Genomic DNA, 26683 nt, shown 5'->3' with positions numbered 1-26683 from the left:
GATGAATCCCCTTCTTGTTATTAAAGTCAAAATCCATAGCTCTTATTTTACTATAAGCTATTTAGCTTTTGATTTCAAGGATTTTCCTTTTATTGCTGGTAAATCAGCATTGGCAAACAGTTTTATAAATATAGAACTTCATAAACCGAAAGAGCAGTCGCACCAATGCAACTGCTCTTTTAGTTTAGCGAATATGATTTAATTTATCTGCAAGTGCATCAGCATCTGCTTCATTGCTATTCGATGCCAAAATAGCTTGAGCACCCATTTTCACAAGCCCATTTTCCACATAAGCCTCCGGTGCCGAATTATTATTATGATAAACTGCTGCCAAATTTCCGGCAATCAGGTAGGCACGTTCTGCACTACTCATTGAATCCGTTGCACCAGCTGTCATAAATTCTTTACCATTTACTTTAATTACACCATTATCGACCGTTACATGTTGATTGCTGTATTCCGTAAGTTTCTTCGAATAATTTTCCCGGCGTTCCTCGTTTTTAGGATGATCCGATGGTGAAAAAATCTCACCAACAAAATTACTGGATGAACTCCCCATCTTTTCAATGACACGCTGCCAAACAGCCGCTCCAGCACCCGGATTATAGCCAGCATGGCTCGCATAACCAAACGCTAAATTATCTGCTTCCCACTCTTGTGGTTTTGTAATATTAACAGCGGTTGCATAGTTTGCCAATACATTAACACCAGTTGCTTCGATACCACTCGTTTGCGACCCCCACACACTAGCAATTATGCTAACTGGCACCGCTTTTTTAAACCCTTGAACCGGATGATCTTTTTGACCATGCCCCATTTCATGCCCTACTACAAAAGCTACTTCATTTTCATTATAATTTAGCAAATCAAATAAGCCTGCATTTACGCTCATATTATGACCTAGTGTACAATATGCATTAAATGTTGTTTGATTATTCACAAAATAATTGTAGGGTTTACTTGTAATAGAAGAATCGCTTTGCGCAATCGATGCGGAAAGCCTAGTCATAATATTCGTCAAAAGTTCATTTTTATAAGGGTCTTCATTCACGCCATCTTTCTTTTTTATTTCTTCAAAATATTCATTTCGTCCATCATTATTATAATAATTCAATTCTTTATTAAATTTAGTATATTGAATAGCACTGCCTACAATAGCTCCCGCAGCACCACCAATATTAAAAGCCTCCGCTTTGATTGGCTGCAGCACCGAAAACCCTATTGTAAAGGCAATTGCTGCCATGCTAATCGATGCAATTGCTTTTTTACCACATTTTTTCGTTATCATTTATTGAAATACACTCCTTTGTTTTTATCATCAATCCATAAAACTATATTTATTATAACATTTCCACCCGTCCTATAGTGCGCATTTACTGAAAAATAAGAAAATTATCCTATAAAAAAATGTCTTTGGACTCATAAAATCCAAAGACATTTAAACTCTAATCTTATATATTGCTAAGATCTTCACCATTGCTCGAAATAACTTTTTGATACCAGTAAAATGATTTTTTCTTCGTGCGGTCTAAGCTTCCATGGCCTTCATTATCTTTGTCTACATAAATAAAACCATACCTTTTTTCCATTTCCCCCGTGCCAGCTGAAACTAAATCAATCGGTCCCCATGGACAATATCCTAAAAGTTTAACACCATCCAGATCAATTGCTTGTTTCATCTGTTCAATATGGGCAGCAAAATATTCTATACGGGCATCATCTTGAATCATCATATTGCCGACTTTAGATTCATGCAATCCAATACCATTTTCAACAACCATAAGCGGAAGCTCATAACGTTCTGTAAGTACTGCCAATGCATACCGCAGGCCAACCGGATCAATTTGCCAGCCCCATTCTGATTGCTTAAGATATGGATTATCTACGGCGATAGTGGCACCGCCACTCACTGACTTCATCTTCGCCGCATCAGAAGATACCACAAAACTCATATAATAACTAAAAGCCAAATAATCCACGGTACCTGCCGCAATAATTTCTAAATCTCCCGGCTCCATGGCAATTTTATATCCCTTATTTTCCCATTCTTTAAGAGCATATGCTGGATAATGACCACGACAATGCACATCACCAAAAAAATTACGCATATGCATTTTCTCGAGCTGCTTAATCTGATCTTCCGGATTGCAGCTCTCTGGATAAACTGGCTGATAGGATAACATACAGCCTATTTTAAACTCTGGATTTATTTCATGTCCTTTTTTCACAGCCAAAGCCGCTGCCACAAATTGATAATGTGCTACTTGATACATCACTTCTTTTTTATCTTCACCATCTTTATAGAGAACACCAGAATTCGTAAATGCTGTAAATGGAACTTCTAATTCGCTTTGATTATTGATTTCATTAAAAGTCATCCAATAATGCACTTTATCCTTATATCGTCTAAAAACAGTTTCAGCAAAACGAACAAAGAACTCTATCATTTTTCGATTTCGCCAAGCACCATATTGTGATACAAGATGATAGGGCAGCTCAAAATGCGATAAAGTAATCACCGGCTCAATGCCATATTTATGTAATTCATCAAAAAGGTCATCATAAAATTGCAGTCCAGCTTCATTCGGCTCCAATTCATCGCCATTTGGGAAAATACGGGTCCAGGCAATACTAGTTCGGAAACATTTAAATCCCATTTCACCAAATAAACTAACATCTTCCTTATACCGATGGTAAAAATCAATTGCATCATGATTCGGATAATTCAAATTTTCTTTAACGCCATCGGTGATTTGGCGAGGCTGCCCATGCCGCCCAGCAGTCATTACATCCGCAACGCTTACCCCTTTGTCACCTGCTTGCCATGCACCTTCTAACTGGTGCGCTGCAACAGCGCCACCCCATAAAAAATCTTTTGGAAATCCCATATATTCAACTCCCACCGTTCTACACTTTATATTTTTTAATGTTTATCAGCAAATTTCTTATATACATCAATAAATTCTAAAGCAATAATCTTGAATCCCTCAGCGCTCATTAACTGATCTTCCGCATGCAAAAGTAAAAGGTTAATTCCCTCGCTTGTACCTTCTGCTTCTTTTTGCAAGAGACCAGCATGCGCATCATGACCTTCATTGAATACTTCATCACCATCTTTGATCAATGTTTCTGCTTTAGAAAATTCACCCAATTTTGCCTGTTGAATTGCCTCTATATAGCAACTACGAGCGGTGCCAACGGCAGATATAATTTGAAATGCTGCTAATTCTAAACCATTCATCCTGTATTTCCCCCTACATTTTCCTTGATCTACTAAACTAATTAACCGATTTTGCTCTTGGCAAATTCAACAACACCCTTGCCATCCATCCGTCCATACATACGCATATCAATTGCCTCAACCAGAACACCTGGACATTGTGCCTTGATTTTATTTAAAGCAAAACGGACTTGTGGTCCAAGTAAAATAAGATCCGCATCGCTCGCCTGTTTGATAGCTTCTGAGGTTGGGTATGCTGAAATCTGACATTCATACTGCATCTGCGCTGCTGCTTCTTCCATCGTTTTAACCAGCATACTAGTGGACATGCCCGATGCACATAATAAGACAATTTTCTTCATAATAAATTCTCCTCGCATAATGTATTTATCTATTGATTAAGAATGTTCTGTATTTGTTGTCTCAATTCCTTTTTCTTCTACTGCGTCCAATTCTTCTTTAAAATAAATATTATATTGTATTTTTATATAAACTTACAATAAATAGCGGTGATACACCGTTCGCGCATCACAGCCTTCTGCCTGACAGTATTTATAGCAAATTCCTCGTACACATAAAATTGCTAAAATTCCAAATGTAGAACCCGCTACTTGATTCAATGCTACCGCTCATCATAAATGTTTTCCATTCGAAGAAATCACCTTTTTATACCAGTAAAAGCTATCTTTTTTATAACGATTCATACTTGAACCTTCTGGTTCTTCTCGATCGACGTACACAAGACCATACCGTTTTTGATACCCATTTAACCAACTGAGCAAATCGGTAAAAGACCAGACACAATAAGAAATAATATCACAACCATCCTGCACTGCTTCCTCCAACGCCAAAACATGTTCGCGCAAATAATCGATTCGATAGCCATCATGAATTTTACCATCTTCCAGTATATCAAATGCCCCTAAGCCATTTTCCGAAATAACAATTGGCAAATGATAACGGCTGGTGACTTCACGGCAGGCATATCGCAAACCACTAGCATCAATCGTCCAGTCCCAATCCGTTGTCATAAGATACGGATTCGGTGGATTTTTATATAACCCTGGTACACCTTTAATTTCCGTTGTCCCCTTTTTACCGGCCGTATTCATCGTCCCATAGGGATCAACACCCCCGTGCAGCGGATTATATTCACAAACAATAGATTGATAATAATTGATTCCCATAAAATCAAGTTTTGCCGCTGCTGCCAAAAGTATAGTTTTATCATCCGCTTCCATTTCTGGAACCAGCCCTTTTTTATCTAAATAATTCCAAGTAAATGCTGGATAACGGCCATAAGCATAAATATCCATCCACCAAAAACTATTCATTTCATCAAAATTAATCTTAGCTATTACATTTTTCGGATCGCAGTCAAAAGCATAACTCGGCGAAAAAGCAAAACTAGCACCGATCTTACCATCGGGCACAATTTGTTTAAAGGCTAAGACTGCTTTCGCATGGGCCATATTAACATGATGATTCACTTGATAAAACATTTTTTGTGCATCGAATTTACCTGGCGGATGTGCGGCTAACAACCAGCCAAAAGTTGTAAAAATATTTTGTTCATTAAATGTAATCCAATATTTAACCTTTCGGCCAAGACGCTTAAACAAACATTTTGCATAGGCTGCATAATCATCAACAATCTGGCGATCTTCCCAACCACCATAGGCTGTGTCAAGCGCTGCCGGAATATCCCAATGGTATAAGGTTACCATTGGTTCAATACCATATTTTAAACATTCGTCAACTAAATTTTCATAAAATTGCAACCCCTTTTCATTGACAGCTCCCCTTCCTTCCGGGAAAATTCGTGCCCAAGATACGGAAAAACGATATGTTTTCAGACCTAACTCTGCCATTAAAGCAATATCTTCTTTGTAACGGTGATAATGATCTACTGCTACATCTCCCGTTGTATCTTTAAAAGTCTTATCTTTAATACGAACAAATTGATCCCAATTTGTTAATCCTTTACCATCTTCCTGGTAAGCTCCTTCAACCTGATAAGCTGCCGAAGCACAACCCCAAAGAAAGTTTTTTGGCATCTCTATCATTTCCATAATCATATCACTTCAGCGCGCATTAATTTATTTCTTAAGATATTTAAACTATAACATAACAAAAAAAGGCGTTCAATAGATTGAACACCTTTTGGAATACCGTTTCATGATTTAGCAAAAAAGAGCAGGTAGCCTGAAACAATATTACACACCACTGTGTTTTTATGGAAAAAACCACTTTTACCATAATCGTCAATTATATCCAACTCAACCAACCATATTTTAAATTTCCTCAACATTCAAAAATCAGCTTTCCACTAACTTATGTTTTGGTAAGACAGAAGAATAAAGTTTGGTATAGACTAATTTCCCCGCAATTTGTTCTGACTTTATTAGACTGACTTGATCAACCATCATTTGCATTTTTGGAATATGAGTAGCAAACTTTGCAATGTCAAAACTATCGAGCATCGTCACATTACGTCCCAAGGTTAAGTGTGGTTTCAATTTACGTTTTTCAATGCTGCATCCAGCTTCATCCAAAAATTCACAAAGCTGGTTATACAATTCTGGTAAAACCCGCACGTCCTGTAGTTCACGCATACCAATCCAATAAATATCACCTCCATGTTTTTTCAAATGATCTAATCGCTGAAAAGAAATAGTAAAGGGATTTACCGAAACTTGATCCATGGCTTTTTTAATTCTAACTATTTTCCCTGGATTAACCTCCCCAATAAAAACTAACGTAAAATGTAAATTATCAAAATACGTAAAATTTCCCTGTCTCGCCTTCACTTTAAGTTTTTTCGCCGTTGTATATAATTTTTTTTTCAAATCTTCAGGAAAATCAATTGCAATAAATAATCTCATGCCACACCTTACCTTTATATTTCTTTCATTAAAAATAATTTCACCTAAAAATTAAAAGCAAAACAGAACCAACAAATAAAGTAAGCCCAAAAGCACGCAAAAATTTGCTCAAAGCGGCTACTCTTTTATTTTGCAGTTCAGCGAGCATCGCTGCTGCCTCGATTAGCAAAAAAGAAACAGACAAAAAAACAACTGGTATATCGTTCTTCCACAGTGCATAAAATAAAGATCCTATCGCAATAATATAACAAGTTCGCCGCATGCGTATTGATTGCCGATCCGCCATTGATGTATCTGTTTTAACAAAATCATCATCCCACTCTTTTTTTCGCATGTTGCGCCTCCTTTTTCAATCCAGTGCCCATATCTTATTGTAAAAGATTCACCTTGAATAAATCAACCTTTTTAATAAAGAAAAGTTATGCTTCTTAAAAATTATTTAACCTCATTCAACCAGTTTATAACGTAGTACATTATTCACAATTCAGTTTATTCTAAAAATTATGCATAATAGAGAAAAATATATTGACAAAAGCTTTGTTAAATGGTATTTTAATATCAATAAGTAATCAAAAATAGATCATAATATAACCATAATATAATCATTCAAAAAGTTTAATAAGGAGGAATTTTTATGAAAATCGCATTTGATGTCGATGTTTTATCAAAACAAATGAGCATAACCGATATGGTACATAAAGTCTCTGAATGGGGATATAAATTCATTGAGCAATCGCCCCATCCGCGTATTAATCCTTTTTACAAGCATCCTAAATTTAGTCGCGAATGCCAAAGCGAATATCAAAAAGCTTTAAAGGAAACTGGAGTGGAAATCTCTTCATTTATTGTTGTATATCGATGGTCTGGGCCTACTGAAGAACAAAGACAGTTTGCTGTTAAAAATTGGAAGCGTATGATTGAAATTGCCGTCGATATGAATGTACCCGTAATCAACACTGAACTTTCTGGGGACCCTCACCAGCCAGAGATTTGTGAAGGCATGTGGTATCGTTCCATGGAAGAACTACTTCCTATTATTGAACGTGAAGGCATTCGCATCGAAATCCAGTCACATCCTTATGATTTTTGTGAAAACAATAATGAAACTGCTGATTTAGTAAAATCATTTCGCAGTGAAAATTTAAAGTATTTATACTGTGCAGCTCATACGTTTTTCTACGATCAGGGAAAAGGTAATATAAATGGAATGCTTGATTATGCCGGCAACGATCTGTCACATGTACTCTTTGCCGATACCATGAATCACACACTGGATTGCCGTTATATTCTTAATCCACCTGGAGTCGATGCAACCATCCATCAACATTTAGGTCTTGGTGAAGGAGAAGTGGACTTCAATTGCCTGTTTGAAAAGTTACGTGAAATGAAATTTTCCCAACGAAAATTCAAAGTTGGGGGAGAATCAATTGCCTGTGTTTCATTATTTGGTTATCCTGAAAAAATAGCCAGACAAGCCATTGACACACGTGAAAGAATCGAACAGGAACTTCTCAGTAACTAACTTACTGTCTATTGAAAAAAGCATTGCTAGCTTTTATTCAGTACAGCACTGCTTTTTCATAAATAAAAGAAATAAAGGAGAAATCATTATGTCTACTACAGAAGAAACAGCTTTTTCTATTATATCACTTGCCGGTGATGGCAGAGCCGCGCTGACAAAAGCTTTAAAACTCGCTCGAAAAGGAGACTTTGGTGAAGCAGAAGAAGTGGTTAAAGAAGCCGATGAACATCTTATGAAGGCACATCGCCTTCAAACCGAAGAACTTCTAAAAAAAGAAGCCGATGGCACATTAAAAGACCCTTTCAATGTTTTAATCGCGCATGCCCAGGATTATGTGATGACTGGCATGGTTATGAAAGAAATGACATCTGAAATCATTAACCTCTATACACAAATCAGAGCAAAATAATAAAAATAAAAATACACCAGATATAATTTAGACATAACTAATAGCCTCGCATATTTGAGGTTCTATAATAAATGTTGGGGTAAGCAAAAAACAAATTGCTTATTCCAACATATTTTTTTGCATAAAAAGAGAACATAAAGTGAATAACTCATTTACAATTAAAATTATCACAACACTAACCGAAAGGGGTTATCATTTATGCTCGATACTAAGTTGACTACACTTTTCTTAGACTTAGAAGAACTTTCTATTATAAATGTTACGCAAAATTCACTGACGGTCGTCTCATAAACTCCACATATGCCCGTCCTGCGGGCAGCAGACGCAAACAGTCAATGATTATCGCCTTCAAAAAATAAAACATCTTCCTTTATTACTCAAACTTCGCAGATAAATAATCGCCTATGAGCCTTGAAAATTCAATATTTATGACAATAAAAATAGCATGAACCACAACCATTTTGTATAATAAAATTGCGAAATAAAACCATACAAATGGAGGCTCATGCTATGAAAAGTATAACACAAGACAACCATCAGACGAAATGCCTTTCGGCAAAATCAATGCGATTTTTTCAGCAGTATCGTATTGCCAAAATCTTGCACACCGCCAATGCCAACAAAATCATGGGAATTCCAGCTATGCAGATTTTCCTGCTGGCCGTCAGCATCGTATTCCAGCACAAGTCTCTCTATATGCAGATGAATCTCTATCCGGACACGCTGCCATTCGGCAAGGATACGTTCTACCGTTTCATGAATTCCTGCCATACGAATGCGCAAGTTCACTACACTGCTGAATTCCAGTATCATCCGACACTCTATTGAGCCATTGACTGACGAGAAGAGACGCAATGTACTTATCATCGATGACTCTATTTTTAGCCGGTCTCGTTCGAAAAAGGTCGAGCTGTTGGCGAAGGTATTCGACCATGCACATGGTCTTTACACCTTCGGCTTCCGTATGCTCACTCTCGGATGGTCAGATGGCAATACCTTCCTGCCGGTCAGCCATTGCCTTTTGTCTACGGCGAATCAGAAAAATCGGATCAATGAAGCTTCGACTAAAGTGGATCCACGTACCAACGGAGGTAGGCAACGCAAGCTGGCACAGCTGAAAGCAACGGATGTTGTCCTAAAGCTGCTCAAAGAAACAAAGGCTGCTGGCATTTCTGCGCAGCATGTCTTATTTGACAAATGTTTCTGCGCTCCAGCTTCATTAACAGCCATAAAGGATATTGGTTTTGACGTCATCGCTATGGCAAAGAAAACCAGCAAGATGCAGGATGTTAAAGCAATTTACCAGCAAAATACGAAACGCCGCGGCCGTGCTAAATATCTGCTTTCCGTAGAAGCGGGAGCCGTTAAGGACGGCAAGGCATTCCTGTCCGCTTCGTCTATGTGCATAACCGCAATCGGCGTAAAGACTATCTGGTACTGGTTACGACCGACATGTCCCTTGGCGAAGAAGAAGTCATCAGCCTATATGGGCGACGCTGGGGCATTGAGGTTTTCTTCAAGATCTGCAAATCTTATCTGCATCTCAGTAAGGACTGCCGTTCGATTTTCTACGACGCCATGACCGCACATGTAGCTGTGGTGTTTACCCGATATATGTTGCTGGCTGTAGAACAGCGGGAGAACCAAGATTTGCGCAGTATTGGCGAACTCTTCTATCTGACTATTGATGAATTACCAGATTTACAGTTTCTGGAGGCACTCCATCTTGTACTACTACAATTTGCCGAATTGATTCAGAAAAATTGCTTGCTAAGTGAGCAAGCCGTCCAACTGATGCTGGATTCATTTCTACAGGAACTACCATCCTTATGGGCTGAAAGTCTGCCAAAATCTTCATGATATTGGAATCTACTGGCCGATTTATATTGATTTTTCAAGGCTCACAGTATATTTTTCATGTGCGAAGTTTAAATTCATTAGTAATATGTCAATAAGCAATATCCGGTGCAAACATCGCTGTATTGACATATAGCTACACCCTTTTTTTAGTCATAAATTATCTGATCTTGCAATTTCGTCAGGGATACTATATAGAACGCATTAAACATTTTATGGCAATCGTCAAAATGGGGCATAGGGCTGAGTGGCGTTACATAGGAAGCAAACGATGCCCTATACCCCATTCCTGGCAGACTGATAGACTTGATGGAATTTCTTTAATGCGTTCTATATATATATGCTTTTTCTGACGAAATGTTTTTATAGACGTAGTGATACTGATGGTATCGGATAAGGCAAGGGCAATACTATTATGAATAAGAAAAAAATCATTGTTATTGGTGGTCTGGGAATGCTCATTTTAGCGATCGTTTTTGGCCATTTTGCGGCGAATAGCAGTCAGGGGCATAATTTAGCGGTTCAGTTTGGAATTGTAGAAGAGACTGCTAAGCCAGCCACGGTGAAGGCGGTTAAACAGCTGACGATTGATGAGCAGGTCGAAGGCGTTCTCAGTAAAATGTCAGACGGTCAGAAAATTGGGCAGATGCTTATGATTGGCATACAGGGACAGAATGTCGATGATAATTTACGCTATAGTTTGAATAAGTACAATATAGGTGGTATCATTTTATTCGATTGGAACATGGACACACCCCAGCAAGTGCAGAAACTTACTGCTGATTTGCAGAAAGAAGCCAAACAGGCGGAAGATTTGCCGCTTTTTATTGCTGTTGACGAAGAAGGCGGTCAGGTTGTCCGTATGTTACAGTATTTGACCGTGGCACCGGAAGCTGAAAAGTTGGGACAATCTGGAGATGAACAAGCCGTGGCTGATTATGCTCACAAGACAGCAGCTGAAATCAAGGCATTAGGTATCAATGTGAATTTTGCACCGGATGCCGATCTAGGATTGTCACATGGCCGTTCGTACAGTAAAGATCCGCAGCAGGCTGCAAAATTTGTCGCGGCGGCTGGAGCTTATCAGGCCGATCAGCTGTTGTTTAGTCTGAAACATTTTCCGGGTATCGGCAAATCGAAAGTGGATTCGCATTTGATGTCTTCAGAGATTATGGTGACACGTGATAAGTTGGAAAAAGAAGATATCACACCATTTAGGTTCATTATCAATTCTATAGATAATAGTGATTTTTTTATCATGGTTTCACATTTAAAATATCCGGCTCTCGATGCCGAAAATCCAACGAGTCTCTCGCATGCTATTATGCAGGATATTTTGCGTCAACAGCTGCGTTTCAATGGTTTGATTATCACGGATGATATGGAAATGGGCGCTGTAGCAAAACTTTATTCTTTTGATGAACTTGGTGTGCGGGCAGCCATGCCGGAGCGGATATCGTGCTGGTCTGCCATGAATACGATCATGAAATCGCTGCTTATAATGGCATGCTGCAAGCACTGCGTGACGATCGGTTAAGCCGAGACCGAGTTGATGATGCGGTCGGAGGATACTTCAAGTAAAGCTGACCCATATTAATAAATCCTAACAGCCATAACAATACTTTTAGGATTATTAAAGAAAAGTCGTAATTCACCTGCAAAACGCAAAAAAGCCTTATAGAAATTGAGTTATTGCAATTTCTATAAGGCTTTTTTGTCATGATCATTTTTTAAGCTTTAGCATAGTCTTTAAGGATTTTCGCTAAAATCACCCCATGACGTTCTTCATCTTTTGCGCCGGCATCAATTTCAGCAGCGGCTGCATCTAAGCCAAGTGTACGCGCTGTTGCAGCAATTTTGGCAATTTGGACAGCGCCAGCTTCTTCGGCTTTTTGAACCTGCGCCAGCATAGCAAAAATATCCTGTGGAACTTCTCCATTTAATACTGCATATAAACCAGCATGACGGGCTTCATCGTTGGCAATCGTTATAAGCGTTTCGGCTAGATCGTTGAGGCCTTGTTCTTTAGCTAAACGACTGAGTGCATAATAGAGCATCACGCCATGTGCTTCCGCTTTCATGTAAGAATCTACTTGTTTTTCCAGAGCCGTTCCTTTAGTGATTTTATATAAACTCATGGTTCATTTCTCCTTCAAAGATCGTTTTTTCCATTCTAATGTGGGTTTATGCAGTTGGGATGTTGTTTTAGGCTTGTTTCATTGCTGCATCATAATCAATGGTAATACCAACACCAAAATGCACAAATAATTCAGGATAACCATTAAGTGGCAGCCAATAAGAAACCATCTTGCGGCCGGCATACTCTCCTTTAACATAAGTCGCTTTGCCGGATTTTAAGGCCTGATTTGCCAGGCAGCCACGATGTGCTTCTGGAGTTCCCTGCTTTGCACAATTCATACCCACTTCACGCATGCCGCGGCAGGCTTCATTTATTGCAACTACGGTGCGGCTTTTATGTACCAGGGTAACTGGTTCGGGGAAACTGCCCCACATTAATTCAAAAGCTTTTATTACACTAGGATCTATTTCTATCATTTTCAACTCTCCATTTCTATTTATAATACATTTCTCTCAGAAAGACGCAGCTGTGTCGATTTTATTGCATGCTTTTGTATTTGATTGCAAAAAATAATGTTTGTTTTTGTTGATCATTTTTCCCGGACTCTCCTTTAATTTTCAAAAACAAGGTATATTATTGATTATAATAGATAAAATATTAGTCCATAAAATTTTAAGGGGATGTCTTACCTGCTGAAAAATTTGATGTCGGTAAAATGGGGTATTACATTAGCTGTGTTAACAAATTTATTGGGATTTGTTCTTGGCGCTGCTATGGGTGGTGCCGAAGCACAGATCAAAGATGCTTGGACGGCAGCAGCTCAGCCAGGTTTGACGACTATTTACCAGAATGATCCACAAAAGATATCGGCGATTGTTGAGAGTTCTTGGAAAATGTTACAGCGGGCCCACATGCATGCAGCAGCAGTTGGAACAGCAGCATTAGTTTTGATAGCAATTTTGGCGCAGCTCAATATTTCGGACTTATCTAAAAAAGTTTTTTCTTTATGTTTGGTCTTGGTGGATTAGGGTATTCTTTTTCATGGTTGTATGTGGCATTTATGGCATCTTCCGTCGGCAGTATACCTCAGACGAAAGATGCCATTCATATTGTAGCAGCATTATCGATCGCTATGCTGCTTTTTTGGTACAGCGTCAGTTTTGGCACTCAGTATGAAAGCTTTATTTACTGCAGCAAAAGAGGACTCTTTGTGATAAACGTGATGGGAAGGTTGAAGTCAAATAAAGAATTTTTGGCAAAAACGGTCATTCATGCGTTGCGAGCCGAAGGATAAGTCTTCAATCAGATTATAGCTTGAACACTGGAATAAATAAGATTGTCTGAGAAACATAGAAATTTTCTTAGACAGTCTATTTTGCGTTGAAAAATTAAAAAAAACTATAAAAAACATTAAATTAGTACTAAAATAATAGAATAATAGTTAAAATCTCAAACTTCGCAGATAAATAATCGCCTATGAGCCTTAAAAATTCTATCTTTGTGACCGTTCTATTAGCATGAACCACAACCATTTTGTATAATAAAATTGCGAAATAAAACCATACAAATGGAGGCTCATGCTATGAAAAGTATAACACAAGACAACACATCAGACGAATGCCTTTCGGCAAAATCAAGGGAATTCCAGCTATGCAGATTTTCCTGCTGGCCGTCAGCATCGTATTCCAGCACAAGTCTCTCTATATGCAGATGAATCTATATCCGGACACGCTGCATTCGGCAAGGATACGTTCTACCGTTTCATGAATTCCTGCCATACGAATTGGCGCAAGTTCACTACACTGCTGAGTTTCAGTATCATCCGGCACTCTATTGAGCCATTGACTGACGAGAAGAGACGCAATGTACTTATCATCGCTGACTCTATCTTTAGCCGGTCTCGTTCGAAAAAAGTCGAGCTGTTGGCGAAGGTATTCGCCCATGCTCATGGTCTTTACACCTTCGGCTTCCGTATGCTCACTCCCGGATGGTCAGATGGCAATACCTTCCTGCCGGTCAGCCATTGCCTTTTGTCTACGGCGAATCAGAAAAATCGGATCAATGAAGCTTCGACTAAAGTAGATCCACGTACCAACGGAGGTAGGCAACGCAAGCTGGCACAGCTGAAAGCAACGGATGTTGTCCTAAAGCTGCTCAAAGAAACAAAGGCTGCTGGCATTTCTGCACAGCATGTCTTGTTTGACACATGGTTCTGCGCTCCAGCTTCATTAACAGCCATAAAGGATATTGGTTTTGACGTCATCGCTATGGCCAAGAAAACCAGCAAGATGCATTACCGTTACCAGGGCAAGATGCAGGATGTTAAAGCAATTTACCAGCAAAATACGAAATGCCGTGGCCGTGCTAAATATCTGCTTTCCGTAGAAGCGGAAGCTGTGAAGGACGGCAAGACACTTCCTGTCCGCTACGTCTATGTGCATTGCTCAAGTTGAATCCCTTTCTTTGACGTAATGCGTTCCAAATCTTCTGCCCGTTTCTGCTAGAAAGTCTTTGAGATTTCAAATGCTTGGTTTGTGCTTCTAAAGGCATCTTGCTGTGATTCCCATGAATGCACTGTGCTTTTAAGGATTTCCAGCCTCTGCCGTGGCGTCGCCTGATTTTTTTCGATATGAGAATATGTATGGTAAAGCTCTGATAAATCCATCCCTTCAACAAAGTAGCGCAGTAGGCGGACTGGGTCATCCTTTGGAATTCTAAATTTGATATTTAATGGAAGATGCAATTGATAAGAACTCCCAAAAGGTGTATACCTTTTGGTGTAATATTTGGTTTTTGCATACTTAAATTTTACACGTACTCTCAGACTATTAAAAGCCTGAGAGTTCTTTTTTTTGCAAAAAAACTGCCGCACGCTTTTATAACGTGCGACAGACACTTTTATCCTTCCTTGTATACAAGCCATAAAATGTGCGTCTTCGCTCGGACCTGCAATATAAATTAAACTGCGGAACCTTAGAAAAATCTTGTATATATTATAATTAATTCATGATCGCATTGTCGATTTTGGCGCTGAATTTGAGCAAGATTCAATGCAAAAATTCATATGTGCTACTTTATTTATAAAAGCCTGGTTTTTCTATAGCTGGTTTGATTTTTTCGATAGCACCGCTCGTCTGTGCTCTTACTAAAGCATCTGCTGTAATCGCTGCAAGATAGCCATCCCATGTTGTCGGTCCACCAATGATATTTTTTTCCGCATCATTGACCCAGCTCTGGACTTCAGCATCATAGGCATCGTGGAATCTCACGAAACAGTCCGTATCGATAGTTGTCGCAGCTGCTGCATTCTTACGGATGCTCGGGTAAGCCGGGTTCGGCATCTTGATGGCACCATCTTCACAAACCACTTCGCAATTGATATCGTAACCGAATTTGCAATTAACAAATACTTCATTATCAACACAGATGCCATTTTTCGTGCGCAACAGCATAATTTGCGGGTCCTGAAGTTTTGAATGGGAATATTTTGTTACACGCGGCATTAGAACCTGTGCCGACACAAAGTCATCACCTACGAGCCAATGAATAACATCAATTTCATGAATAGCGGTGTCATGTACTGCCATCGGCGTGTCATAGTTCGTGCCAACTTCCGGATTGCGATGCGTGCAATGTACCATTAGTGGTTCACCATAATGACCGGATTTAATGGCTTCCTTTACTTGTAGATAGCCCTTATCATAGCGGCGCATGAATCCTAGTTGGATGAGATGTTTACCGGATTTAACCTCAGCATCAATAACCTCCAAACAATCCTCAGCTGTCGTACACAATGGTTTCTCGCAGAAAATCCGCTTACCTGCTTTAATTGCTAGCAGCAATGCTGCTTTATGTGCAAAGCCAGGGGTAATGATAAATACCGCATTGACCTCAGGATCATTGATTAGATCGATCGCATCTTTATAAATTTTGCAGTCTACACCAGCAACTGCAGCACCTTTCTTAGCCAGCTCATCCACCATATCAGCCACAGCGACAACCTTTGCCCCCTGAGTTCTTTCCGTCAGACGTTTAATATGATCTCTGCCCATTCCGCCGCAACCAATAACACCTACATTTAACATAATAATTTCCTCCTCTAGACTTATCGTATTTTTTATTTCTGTGTATTTTAGGGATCGCTGATAAATTCACCATTCCTTAAAAATTTCTTTTAATAACAGTCTCTGATTTTTCTTTACCAATGCGATAGACTTCATCTGGATTCATCTTGTAATATTCTGGGCGGAAAAGCTCGAGCGATACAATATCCGCATTCCAGCCAATCTTCTTAAGATTCTGGAAAATTTCATCAAGATTTATACAGCCCGTTCCTGGCCATACACGGTCTTCATCCAACAGAGAGCCAATTGGAAAATCCTCTGTATCATTGAGATGAACGATAAAGATTTTTTTGCCATCGGCCTTTGCCAGATCTTCAACGTTGGAATTCATTCCATGAAAATGGAAACAATCAAGAGTAATGCCGACATTATCCATAGCAACTTCCTCGATGACCGAATATGCTTCACCAAACGTATTAATAGATGCTGCAGGATGACCGATGAATTCTACCGATATACGCATTTCATAGCTCGCAGCAATCTTCCCCATTTCCTTCAGGCATTTCACAGCGGATTCATGGATTTCCGTACGCGTAACTTTTTTAAGATCAACAGTCGGTACTGTAATAACAGTTTTGCAGCCAATCTTCTTCCCCCACGCACACATCTGGTGAAGTTCTGCCAGAACTTTCTGATAATCTTCTGGTGTACGGTTGTTAAAAAAGCAAAGCGTATTAAAAGCCAATGGCTTTACATGGTGCGTTTTGAAATACTCTCCCAGATCATCAATCGTATGCGTTTTCAAATAATCGGGTAAGCAATCCATCGTGCGCAGTTCGATCATGTCATAGCCATATTTCTCACAAAGCGCCAAATCTTTTTCCAAATTGGATTTTTCCAAAACTGTAGCTTCATTCATACTCAATCTCATTGTTTTTCAATCTCCTTTTTGTTCTTTTCTGTGCACAATTTATAAATTAATGCTTACTACACAAAAACTGTTTTTTTAATATCTCCCAGTTTAAGCCTCTAAAAACCATATTCAATGTAGAAACCAACAGCGCTATCATTGTTACTTTAGATAAGTACAAGGATAAACATCATTCTTTTTCCTTGCAGTATAACCAGATTATCACTGTTTCTATAGATTTTATCTGCCGCGTTCGCTTTGGGTAACAATCATCTTTGGTCATGATAATGTTCAACTTCAATTTTGAACAATTCGCCCCACCTTGTGGTGATATAACTCAATTTCTCCTCACCATCTCAATCAGTTCAACAAGCGTTTTGCAATACTCACGCATTTACTATAACTTCAGTTACTCTAGAAGACTTATGGTTTGTGCAATACACATTAAGTTAATTATAATGTAATATTCAGAAAAATACTTTGTTTTTTCTGTTCGTTTTTAAGCAAAAAAAAGAGTGCAAACCCCAAGTTTTGCACTTTTCTGCAAAAAACATATCCAACCCACTCATTTTTTCTGCCACAATTCGTAAATTTGATTGAGTTGTTTATATTGATTAGCGCCCACTCTATATTTTCGATAGCTTTGCGGTGACATTCCCACAATTTTTTTGAACTGGTTATTGAAATAGCTAATACTATCATAGCCTGCGCTTTCACTAACCTCGGTAATCGAAAGGTCGGTACTGATGAGCAAACTTTGTGCCCGACCAATACGCCGCCGAATAATGTATTGAATGGGCGAAAACCCCGAACGCTTCTTAAACTGATGAGCAAAACTCGATGTACTCATATGTGCCCGAACGCTGAGTTCCTCCACCGTAACCTCCTCCAAATAATGCTGATCGATATAACCTTTAAGCTCGAAGAACAAACTATCTTTATTGTTCTTCTGTTCTTCTGGTTCGTGCGGCACCTGATGCAACAGCATGACCAAGAGTGCATACATTAAATAATGACAAACGGCTCCGCCCTGCATCCGCCCTTCCAGAATCTGATCATATAAAGCATCGAACAACGCCAATATACGTCCGCTCATCATTCCAGTATGCAATATCGGCGAAGCTGCTTCCTCTAGCAGATGGTTTTCTGGTAAACCAGCCAGCTGTAAACCCATGAGGCCGCAGTTATAGAACCAGAGACCTTCTTTTGGGTCTGCACATTCATCATGTAACATACCGCTGTTATAAACAACCATATCACCAGCCCGCACGTCATACACCCGATTTCCAATGCGAATATTGCCGCCTCCTTTGCTAATATACTGTAACTCAAGATGATGTTCATGTGAATGAAATGCTGCTGGCATACTCGTCTGCTCCTGGTCCGCATAACAAACATAGAGCAGTTGCAGCTCCTTTTCGGAAAACTCCGGCTGGAACACATTTTTATTATAGTAAACTACAGTCATACTTTGATACCTCTTTACTGCCAAATAATTAACTTTCCTACCTACATTTTAACAAAAAACGCACCGTAACGACAGTAGTAACAGATGTAAAAACTGCAGAGTGGATTGTATATTTATTAAAGCATGATCTTGTGAAAACAAACTATTATTCCCATCGAAAAGAAAGGAAATATAAAACTGGCAAACGTAATTACAAATATTAATGATGAAATCGCATTACGTATTTTAACTCAATTATGATCTTCCGTCTATTCTTGAAAAGTATGTGTAGAAATCTCTTTCAATACGCTTTCAGTCCCAGCTTTCGATTCACTGATTTTGACAAGAATATTATCCGATTTATTAACTATATCCAAAATTCCCCCAGCAATCAAGGAATACCATTCCTAATAAATACACTGTCATAACATTTCATCTCCTATTCTATAAATTTAAATTCAAAATACACAAAGTTACTCAATGAGTATATTTTGAATAAAAATGGATTTTAAATTCAAAAATAGCTAATAAATTATTAATATATTGATTATATTATGATATTAATTTAATTGCATTATAATGTAATTGCACCAATATAGTCAATAATTAATTTTTATAAAACAAACATAAAAACCTGCTAACAAAAGTCAATCAAAATCAGATGAAATTTCTTTAGATATTTTATTGCATACGAATAGTCCGACACTATTTTAAATTTTTGCCCCGGTTCTGCGTATGTCATTTTTATGCCAGATGAATACGAAAGTTGGAAATAGTCGCATGATTCGGAGGTGCTTATCCTCAAGGAGAAACATGAAATTGAGGTCTCGTCTGTAGGCCTGCTCTATTTTGCGGGAGTTACGAATACAGTTCATGTGAGCATATATAATGATTTCCAGAATCTTCCACAGTACCGCCTGATTTTTCTTGATTTGCTTTTTTGCATACTTAAATTTTACACGTACTCTCAGACGATTAAAATCCTGTAAGTTCTTTTTTTGCAAAAAAAAGTTGCCGCACGTTTTTGTAACGTGCGACAGCCCCGTTTTTATTTTTATTTATATATTTCCTAATATGAAAGCACCATCACCCGTAAGATGCAGCTTTGTTTGATGATGCTGTTTGAGCGTATCACGATGACCAATACTTATCATCACCATCTGTGGCAAATTTTCAGCCAGCAGTTGATACATGATTTTTTCAGTTGCTTCATCCAATGCCGATGAAGCTTCATCTAAAAATGTCCAATCTGGACGAATCAGTAATACGCGCGCAAAGGCAATGCGCTGCTGTTCTCCCAAAGATAAAATTCTCGACCAATCCTCCACAACATCCAGCCTATTGATCAATTGTCCCAACTGGCAAAGCTGCAAAACATTCTGGATTTCATGATCACTCACCGCAATGTTTTTCTCGGGATAAAACAAGACAGTTCTAAGATTTCCCAATGGCAAATATGGCCGCTGTGGTAAGAACAACCGGCTCGTTCCTAAAGGAATGGTAATATTGCCTTTACCAAATGGCCAAATACCCGCAATCGTCCGCATCAAAGTACTCTTCCCACATCCAGAAGCTCCCGTAATCAAAAGCTTATCACCTTGCTTTAAGACAAAGCTGCAATTTTTCAAAAGTGCCTGCCCGTTGGGAAGGTCCACCGTTAAATCCTCAATCGCAATCACTTGACCATTTTTCTTAAATTGCAAGTCTGATTGCACATTTTCCACCAATTGCATATGTTCCGTAAAACCGACCAGACGTTTTACAACGGCAAGCCATTGCGCTACGGATGTATAGGCATCAACAAAAAATGATAAAGCATCCTGTACTCTACCAAAAGCACTGGTCGTCTGCATAAGCCCACCCAAAGCCATTTCTTTGGCAAAATAACGCGGTGCAGCAAATAAGAGCGGGAAAATTATCGCCAATTGTCCATACCCGGCTGTAAACCAGGTCAAGGCTTTTTCTCGACGCATCAAACTCCAATAATTTTTTATGACCTTAGCAAACCGTTCCGAAAACCCAGTTTTTTCGGGCTCTTCGCCACGATAAAAGGCTATACTTTCACCATTTTCTCGAACTCGCACCATATTGAAACGAAAATCAGCTTCATAACGCTGCTGATCATAATTTAAATGAATCAATTCGCGACCTACCCGGTGCGTTAAATAGGTACCCATAATTGCATAAATCAAAGATAACCATACCATATATCCATATATGATAAATTCGTAACCACCAAACGGCACCCGAATGATTCCTGATAAATTCCAAAGGATCATGACAAAAGCACCTAATGTAGCGGTTTGTTTCAAAAAACCCAATGCCAACTGTAATGTCAAGCTCACAAACTGATTGATATCTTCCGAAATACGTTGATCGGGATTATCTGTATCATAGTCTAAGATTTGTAATTTATAATAAGTCTGCTTATCCATCCAATGCTCTAAATAACGAGTTGTCATCCAGGTCCGCCACTTTATCTCGACCATTTGCCGAAGATAAATTGCATAAACAGCAATGGCGATATGACCAACAGCCAGCAACGTGAACCGCCCAATCAGCGGCCAGAATGCTTCATAATTATAATCCTGCAAGGCAGTATAGAAAGTGTTATACCATTGATTGAGCAACACTAAAATATAAACTGCGGCAAAATTAAGTACAATAACGGCCCCCAATAAACCTCGCGCCTTCCACTTTTCATCTGAACTCCAATATCCTTTAAACAGCCGCCAAAAATCAGCCAAGAACTTCTTATTCATTACTCCACACCAAGCTTTCCCTCTATCTATAAATCAAATCCACTGTAAATATCTCCTAGTATAAACTTTATTGAACATTATCGCAAGAAATATCCCTTCAACTATATATAAATAAGCTAAATATGATAAAATAAACGAAGACACTTTATGATATAGGAGATATTATTATGGAAATTTTATCCTACACCTCAGCCAAAACTGCAATTTTCATTACCCTAATCTTGATTGGGTATGCTATTTACATTGAATTCCGCAGCAAAAAAATGATTGCGCTCTTTCTTATTAGCATTTTGGGTGCATCTATTTTTGTCTTGATGACGCACGTTACAACACCAGAAACAGCACTGACAATTGAACAAAAAAATCAAATTCTCCAACAGCAGCACACTTTTATTGATTGGTATACCAATTATAAAAAAGACATCGACCTTCTGGATAGTAACTGGCAGCAATATGATAAAATACTACAGTCTTTTAAAAATGATGACATCAGCATTCAAACCGTCTATCTACGATTGACGCAATTACAAGAACAATCGCTTACACTTAAAAATAAATTTTTCCAGCAAAAACCTCCCGAAAGTTTAGAAGATACAAATTATACTCTAACCGCAAAAATAATTGAGAAAACGAGTAATTATATTACAATGCAAACAGATGTTATAACAAAGTCAAAAGCTGCTGTTGATCCAGCTAACCTCAAGACCAAAAGCCATGATGAACAAGTACAAATACTCGAACGAATCATGACGATCGGCGCCCCTGCCCCTCTCACCATTGCCGACGAAGTTTCCGTACTTAAGGAAAATTTAACACTCCCTGATGAAAAATAAATAAAGCAGCCATTTTGAACTATTTACTGGTTACTTAACAGACTGTTCAAATGGCTGCTTTATTTTGTTTTGTATCCATGTTTATTGATTACAAATCCATTGTTCGTTAAAAAAAGTGCCGCTATAAAATTTTTACAGCGGCTATATAATCATCACAAAATGATGAAGAGGGCCTCAACCGTGTATAACATCCGTATACTCTGGAAAATCAGATAATCTGTCAATTGGTTCAAACCCAACTGCCCCGGTAAACTTGCCCCGTTGCCAATCTTCTTGTGTTGACCAAAACATTTCGGTAAAATCCGTTTCATTGAAAGCACTGATTTGATATTCCTGTAATTCAGGAATAAATGTACCTTCTGACCCTACTTCAGCTGAAAATTCAGTGACAATACGAATGTACTGAGCTGGTGGCAAACCTTCTAAAACAATATAGTTTGTTCCATTTTTAAGAATAATTTGTTGACGTGCTTTAATGGAAGCACCATCATCTGATACCTCAACACTCGCTTTCATTCCTGCTTGCAACGGGAGTTTTGCTTTTGTTTTCAACTGTTTAAAGTTCCAATATTTTTTTTCAGTCTTATATGCTGGATCAAATACAGCTGGATGACACCATTCCGTTGTATGTGTCCCCACTGTTAAAATATCATGAAAATCAAGCCACACTGCCATTTTCTCAGCCTTTATGCCAGCTTTTTGCGGCTGTTCATAAATCTGTCGATTTTCTTGTTCTGATAAATGATCTTTATAAAAGCGGACTTGACTTATTTTTGCCGGAAGATGCGTAAAATATTTAGGTCTATCAATTTCTGTTATCACATGACCTATATAGGAGTATCCAATAAAAATTGGTTCATTTTCCCAATTTCGCAGTTTGGTATCAACAGCAATTCCTGAAACATGGGCCACACGTTTTCCATTACAATATGAATTCCCCCCTATTTGCTTATCAAAAGTCAATGTATATTGTGTCCATTGGTTCAAGTTGACCATACCGCCCTGCCATGAATATTCTGTAATATCATGGCAAGTCCCCCATTTGAGTCCACCCGCACGTTCAACAACCATCCTCATTAAATAAGTTGCTCCCCAGCCAACCGATTTACCCTTTACCATTAAAGGATTATGCCCCATTTCGTTCTGCTTGGCCAAACGATCTACATTTGCCCAAACCATTCCACTAAAAGCATTCTTTACTCGCAAATTGGGTCGCGCCGGTATCTCAATATAATCACCATATTGCTCCAGACAAATCTCAACTTTGTCGGGTCTTGTGATCACTTTTGGATTGCCATGCAAAAGTGCATAGTTTCCCTGCCCTGATTTATCCTGAATTCTTGGTATGATCCGAATCGGTCCAGGAATTTTAATATCACGCGGCAATTGATCCGCAATACTAACCTGATAACTTCCACCCTGATAAAATTTATAACAAAAATCAACCTGTTTTTTTTCGTGCCCCCGAAAAAATATATTTTTAGTTTCAGCAATTCTTTGATCAATATATAAATGGACGGGAACAAAAATCTCCCGATCCAAATTATTCGTTGCTTCAATGCTTGCCATAAGCAGACTTGCATGTTTAACATGATCTAACGTAAGTTTCATATACTGAAATGTCAACTGTTCTGGCTCAAAAACCGTGATATTTTCACTGACATTTTGGACTTTAATTTCATGCTGACCTTGATTAACTGCTCTATACAGCATTGTAAAGCTGCGCTTTTCTTTTTCATTTAAAACAATGACTCTTTCTTTGTCCACAGGTCCAAATAAATTCATGATATTTTCCACATTATTGTCAAAAAGCTGTAATGTCACCTCGGCCAAACCCCGACCAATATTTTCAGCAATTCCTTTAATTTCAACCTTTCCATTATTATCAATACGGCGAATTTCAACTTTGGAAATTGAAATTTTAGGTTCATCATGAACTAAAAGCACACGATCCACAAGTGCTTCATTTCCTGATTGCTGTGAAAATCCATATGTTTCACATTGCAAATGTTCTTCTTCAATAGTAAGTAATGTGTAATTACTTTTTCCCATCGCTACAACTTCCGGAAACTCTTCTAATAGGCGATGTTCTCCTCCGCCCGTATCCAGCTCACATTCCGGTTCCTGCGTACTGCCTTGACTAATATAAACTGTTTTAGCACCAACTTTAGGATCAATTGATACTGTTTTTACATAATAATGCAGGTGCCCCCCGATCACCAAATTTACATTATAAGCTTCAGCAACCGGCACAATATAACGATTATTAAATTCATCTGTATACGGGTGATGAAGAACCAGTACACGCCAAGCTGCGTTTGCCGCAGCTTCACTCGCCAAATCCTGCTTAATCCAATTCAATGTCTGCTGGATGGTCCGCTTTGTTTTGGCATCTGCCTCCACCCCAGAATTAATTGCATTCATTTCAAACAGACCCCAAGAGTTGCTATCTACTAGCGTAAAATGTGTTTTGCCGCAATCAAACGAATATGTGCGACCGGTTTCATCACATCGACATGTTTTCGCCTGTGGTTTTGTAAAAAACTCATCATAAAATGGTCCATCATCATGATTACCCGGAATATAAAAAACGGGTATATGCTTTAACAACTCTGGTATTTTCTTAAACCAATTATTTACATATTGTTCATGTTGGTAGCCTGTTCCAAAAGAAATATCTCCACTATGGATGATAAATTCCGGCTTTATCCGTTCCACCATATCTGAAAACTGTTTTTCTGTATGAAAAAGATGTGAATCACTTAGCATTACAATTTTTAGTTCATTTGGTTGTTTTTCTAACGTTTTAAAAGTTCCTGATTCCATCGCACCAGAATGCAATTTAATTTGATACATATATTTTGTATCCGGCTTTAAATCACGTAAAACTGCTGTATAAAGACAATTTCCCTTATTATTATCTTCATATGGAATTCCACGTTCAAAATTCGGTGTCATCGTCTGATTTAAAAATTCTTGTTCACCATAAATCACTTGAATATCCACCGGAGAGTTTGTTTCCCAGGCAATCGTCATATGTGATGCTGCCGGGTCCAATAAATACGGTCCATTTAGTATAAAAAAATTGCTATTCATATTGCTGCCTCCCCGTTACTGCATCGTCTAATTTGTGTAAAGCCCTGATGTACAGCCTTGTTAAAATTTTAATCTTTATGCCTGCGTTTCCTTTTGCAGTTTCTCATCTAAATTCTTATTGTTGGAACTTTCATTGTGCTTTACTTTTTTAGCCCATAGCGTCGGAACAATAAGAATTGTCATAAGCGCAACTGCACCAATCCAAAAAAGCATGATATTTTCAAAATGATAAATCACCTGACCATCTACAACCGTCTTAGCGGCATCCATAAGTAACCCATTAATCAAATCTTGTGCCGCTGCACCACCATAAGATAATAACCCAATTGTTCCCATGGCGGCACCTGTCGCTTTACGTGAGCAAAGATCCACCGCAAGCATGCCGCCAACAAAACACAAAATAACCCCTAACCCAAATCCAAAAACCGAAATCCATAGCATATCAATCCAAGGACTGCCTGCTGGTGTATAACAAAAACCTATAATTCCAACCAGCATCATACAACCAAAAACAATCGTCGTCAAAGCATGATTTGCTTTGAATATCTTATCCGAAATAATGCCAGAAAAGAATGAACCAACACCTCCCATTAAAGGTGATAAAGCCATTATACTACCAGCTGTCACGAGAGAATACGCTTTATATTCTTGTAAGAATATAACCCCCCAGCTGCTCATTGAGTATCTTGCTATCCCAAGACAAGTTGCCGAAAGAGCAATCAACCAGACATATGGGTTTTTTATAACTTCTAATTGTGCATCCCGTGTTGTTTTTTCTTTTTCTTTTTTTTCCTGAAGAACTTCACCTTCAAATTCATTTGCTGAAGGCAGTCCATAAGCTTCGGGACGATCATACATATAACGATACATGATAAAGGCTAAAACAATACAAGCAATTCCCGGAACAAAAAAGGCTGCATGCCAGCCAAAAGCAACCACAAGCATCGCCGTTCCAAAATATGTTGCACCTTCTCCGATATAATGAGCAATACTGAATACACCATAATACGTGGCTAGCTGGCTTTTTGAATACCATTGCGCCAAAGAAACAATACATGGTGCTGACCCCATCGATTGAAACCAGCCATTTACAAACCATAAAGCTAAAAAAATCCAATATTGGCTAGAAAATCCCAAAATGAAATTTACAATTGCCGCCCCCAATAACCCAATTGGCACAATTTTTTTTATATTGCAGCGATCCGCAATAAACCCATTCAAACATTTCCCGACAGCGATAGCAATAAGCATGGCTGCACCGATTTGTCCAAGTTCTGTCGGTGTAAAACCAGCTTCAATCATTGGTTTTTTTACAACCCCCAAGGTCATTCGCATAACATAATACATGCCATACCCAAGAATCATCGCTGTGACACCTTGTATTCTGGCACTACGAAACATTTTTCTCACCATCGTTGGATCTGTGATTTTGGATTGCTGCTTACCTGTTAAAAACCATTTTAACATAAAAATAGACCTCCTCTTAAAATTTCAATAATCATACAGTAAGTAAATGATACATAAGATCTTTGTCAGTTATGCGCAAGATATTAATTTTCAATAGAAAATTAAGTGGCTTTTCTCTGGCATTTTTGTTA

Annotated in this window: 26 protein-coding genes and 3 pseudogenes; 11 read left to right on the top strand and 18 right to left on the bottom strand. The window is 38.5% G+C overall.

All coding sequences use genetic code 11. The features are described 5' to 3' along the window. Nucleotides 1-184 precede the first annotated feature (184 nt). The 8 genes from F606_RS0112700 to F606_RS0112670 all read right to left on the bottom strand — a co-directional run bounded on the left by F606_RS0112700 (nt 185) and on the right by F606_RS0112670 (nt 6439). Entirely contained in the window at nt 185-1288 is a 1104-nt protein-coding gene (locus tag F606_RS0112700; protein ID WP_019554274.1) for a M48 family metallopeptidase, read from the bottom strand. Nucleotides 1289-1451: 163 nt separating this feature from the next. Beyond that, a complete protein-coding gene (locus F606_RS0112695) occupies nt 1452-2888 on the bottom strand; it encodes a 6-phospho-beta-glucosidase (protein ID WP_019554273.1) in 1437 nt (478 codons plus the stop codon). 35 nt (nt 2889-2923) lie between these two features. Next, on the bottom strand, nt 2924-3241 hold the full coding sequence (locus F606_RS0112690; protein ID WP_019554272.1) for a PTS sugar transporter subunit IIA: 318 nt from the start codon (nt 3239-3241) through the stop codon (nt 2924-2926). A 41-nt stretch (nt 3242-3282) separates the two neighbouring features. Further along, entirely contained in the window at nt 3283-3582 is a 300-nt protein-coding gene (locus F606_RS0112685; RefSeq protein ID WP_019554271.1) for a PTS sugar transporter subunit IIB, read from the bottom strand. 132 nt (nt 3583-3714) lie between these two features. After that, a complete protein-coding gene (locus tag F606_RS23830; RefSeq protein WP_281166773.1) occupies nt 3715-3840 on the bottom strand; it encodes a hypothetical protein in 126 nt (41 codons plus the stop codon). Between the two features lie 12 nt (nt 3841-3852). Beyond that, nucleotides 3853-5292: a glycoside hydrolase family 1 protein gene (locus F606_RS0112680; RefSeq protein ID WP_019554270.1), complete on the bottom strand. Its 1440-nt coding sequence runs from the start codon at nt 5290-5292 to the stop codon at nt 3853-3855. A gap of 246 nt (nt 5293-5538) precedes the next feature. After that, nucleotides 5539-6105: an RNA 2',3'-cyclic phosphodiesterase gene (thpR, locus tag F606_RS0112675; RefSeq protein ID WP_019554269.1), complete on the bottom strand. Its 567-nt coding sequence runs from the start codon at nt 6103-6105 to the stop codon at nt 5539-5541. 40 nt (nt 6106-6145) lie between these two features. Continuing rightward, a complete protein-coding gene (locus F606_RS0112670) occupies nt 6146-6439 on the bottom strand; it encodes a hypothetical protein (RefSeq protein ID WP_019554268.1) in 294 nt (97 codons plus the stop codon). Between the two features lie 300 nt (nt 6440-6739). Between F606_RS0112670 and F606_RS0112665 the strand changes: the two genes are divergently transcribed. From F606_RS0112665 to F606_RS23965, 3 genes are all read left to right on the top strand, one after another. Then, a complete protein-coding gene (locus F606_RS0112665; RefSeq protein WP_019554267.1) occupies nt 6740-7627 on the top strand; it encodes a sugar phosphate isomerase/epimerase family protein in 888 nt (295 codons plus the stop codon). 88 nt (nt 7628-7715) lie between these two features. Continuing rightward, nucleotides 7716-8036, top strand: coding sequence for a PTS lactose/cellobiose transporter subunit IIA (locus F606_RS0112660; RefSeq protein ID WP_019554266.1), 321 nt, complete (start codon nt 7716-7718; stop codon nt 8034-8036). Nucleotides 8037-8334: 298 nt separating this feature from the next. After that, nucleotides 8335-8430, top strand: a complete 96-nt coding sequence (locus F606_RS23965) for a transposase family protein (protein WP_071595054.1) — start codon at nt 8335-8337, stop codon at nt 8428-8430. Nucleotides 8431-8597: 167 nt separating this feature from the next. Here the strand turns inward: F606_RS23965 and F606_RS23700 are convergent, their stop codons facing one another. After that, on the bottom strand, nt 8598-8903 hold the full coding sequence (locus F606_RS23700; protein WP_245542122.1) for a hypothetical protein: 306 nt from the start codon (nt 8901-8903) through the stop codon (nt 8598-8600). Here F606_RS23700 and F606_RS23695 point away from each other — a divergent pair. The 4 genes and pseudogenes from F606_RS23695 to F606_RS21965 form a co-directional block, all read left to right on the top strand. Beyond that, a pseudogene (locus tag F606_RS23695) lies at nt 8812-9312 on the top strand (transposase); the annotation flags it as partial. The gene F606_RS23700 and the pseudogene F606_RS23695 overlap by 92 nt on opposite strands. 176 nt (nt 9313-9488) lie before the next feature. Further along, nucleotides 9489-9569, top strand: a pseudogene (locus tag F606_RS23690) (hypothetical protein); the annotation flags it as partial. 45 nt (nt 9570-9614) lie between these two features. After that, nucleotides 9615-9896, top strand: a complete 282-nt coding sequence (locus F606_RS23685; RefSeq protein WP_245542121.1) for a hypothetical protein — start codon at nt 9615-9617, stop codon at nt 9894-9896. A gap of 412 nt (nt 9897-10308) precedes the next feature. Continuing rightward, the gene (locus F606_RS21965; RefSeq protein WP_051083350.1) at nt 10309-11430 is read left to right on the top strand and encodes a glycoside hydrolase family 3 N-terminal domain-containing protein; all 1122 of its coding nucleotides are present in this window, start codon (nt 10309-10311) and stop codon (nt 11428-11430) included. Between the two features lie 193 nt (nt 11431-11623). Here F606_RS21965 and F606_RS0112645 read toward each other — a convergent pair whose 3' ends face one another. Then, nucleotides 11624-12031 (bottom strand): ferritin family protein, encoded by a 408-nt coding sequence (locus F606_RS0112645; RefSeq protein WP_019554264.1) that lies wholly within the window; start codon nt 12029-12031, stop codon nt 11624-11626. Nucleotides 12032-12098: 67 nt separating this feature from the next. Then, complete coding sequence (locus F606_RS0112640) at nt 12099-12449, bottom strand: hypothetical protein (RefSeq protein WP_019554263.1); 351 nt, start codon at nt 12447-12449, stop codon at nt 12099-12101. A gap of 225 nt (nt 12450-12674) precedes the next feature. Between F606_RS0112640 and F606_RS0112635 the strand changes: the two genes are divergently transcribed. The 3 genes from F606_RS0112635 (at nt 12675) to F606_RS22730 (ending at nt 14426) form a co-directional block, all read left to right on the top strand. Continuing rightward, on the top strand, nt 12675-13001 hold the full coding sequence (locus F606_RS0112635; RefSeq protein WP_211210074.1) for a hypothetical protein: 327 nt from the start codon (nt 12675-12677) through the stop codon (nt 12999-13001). Beyond that, nucleotides 12980-13267, top strand: coding sequence for a hypothetical protein (locus tag F606_RS0112630; protein ID WP_019554261.1), 288 nt, complete (start codon nt 12980-12982; stop codon nt 13265-13267). The genes F606_RS0112635 and F606_RS0112630 overlap by 22 nt, the downstream gene beginning before the upstream one ends. A 469-nt stretch (nt 13268-13736) precedes the next feature. Continuing rightward, nucleotides 13737-14426, top strand: coding sequence for an IS4 family transposase (locus tag F606_RS22730; RefSeq protein WP_071595053.1), 690 nt, complete (start codon nt 13737-13739; stop codon nt 14424-14426). Between the two features lie 131 nt (nt 14427-14557). On the opposite strand, the pseudogene F606_RS24115 reads toward F606_RS22730, so the two are convergent. The 5 genes and pseudogenes from F606_RS24115 to F606_RS0112590 form a co-directional block, all read right to left on the bottom strand. Then, nucleotides 14558-14772, bottom strand: a pseudogene (locus F606_RS24115) (IS5/IS1182 family transposase); the annotation flags it as partial. Nucleotides 14773-15047: 275 nt separating this feature from the next. After that, a complete protein-coding gene (locus F606_RS0112615) occupies nt 15048-16058 on the bottom strand; it encodes a Gfo/Idh/MocA family protein (RefSeq protein ID WP_019554257.1) in 1011 nt (336 codons plus the stop codon). Nucleotides 16059-16134: 76 nt separating this feature from the next. Continuing rightward, the gene (locus F606_RS0112610; RefSeq protein WP_019554256.1) at nt 16135-16968 is read right to left on the bottom strand and encodes a sugar phosphate isomerase/epimerase family protein; all 834 of its coding nucleotides are present in this window, start codon (nt 16966-16968) and stop codon (nt 16135-16137) included. A 544-nt stretch (nt 16969-17512) separates the two neighbouring features. After that, nucleotides 17513-18415, bottom strand: a complete 903-nt coding sequence (locus F606_RS21090; protein ID WP_019554255.1) for a helix-turn-helix domain-containing protein — start codon at nt 18413-18415, stop codon at nt 17513-17515. 1037 nt (nt 18416-19452) lie between these two features. Continuing rightward, on the bottom strand, nt 19453-21156 hold the full coding sequence (locus tag F606_RS0112590; RefSeq protein WP_019554253.1) for an ABC transporter ATP-binding protein/permease: 1704 nt from the start codon (nt 21154-21156) through the stop codon (nt 19453-19455). Between the two features lie 167 nt (nt 21157-21323). On the opposite strand from F606_RS0112590, the gene F606_RS0112585 reads away from it, so the two are divergent. Further along, entirely contained in the window at nt 21324-21989 is a 666-nt protein-coding gene (locus tag F606_RS0112585; RefSeq protein WP_019554252.1) for a hypothetical protein, read from the top strand. Nucleotides 21990-22163: 174 nt separating this feature from the next. Here the strand turns inward: F606_RS0112585 and F606_RS0112580 are convergent, their stop codons facing one another. Together F606_RS0112580 and F606_RS21085 are read right to left on the bottom strand one after the other, a co-directional pair. Continuing rightward, the gene (locus F606_RS0112580; protein ID WP_019554251.1) at nt 22164-25085 is read right to left on the bottom strand and encodes a metallophosphoesterase; all 2922 of its coding nucleotides are present in this window, start codon (nt 25083-25085) and stop codon (nt 22164-22166) included. 75 nt (nt 25086-25160) lie between these two features. Beyond that, nucleotides 25161-26552: an MFS transporter gene (locus F606_RS21085; RefSeq protein ID WP_019554250.1), complete on the bottom strand. Its 1392-nt coding sequence runs from the start codon at nt 26550-26552 to the stop codon at nt 25161-25163. Nucleotides 26553-26683 lie beyond the last annotated feature (131 nt).

The organism is Propionispira raffinosivorans DSM 20765 (genome assembly GCF_000381065.1).
GTDB lineage: Bacteria > Bacillota > Negativicutes > Selenomonadales > Selenomonadaceae > Propionispira > Propionispira raffinosivorans.
Note: the sequence above shows the minus strand (reverse complement) of the source record. Positions and strands in the feature narration are given on the sequence as shown.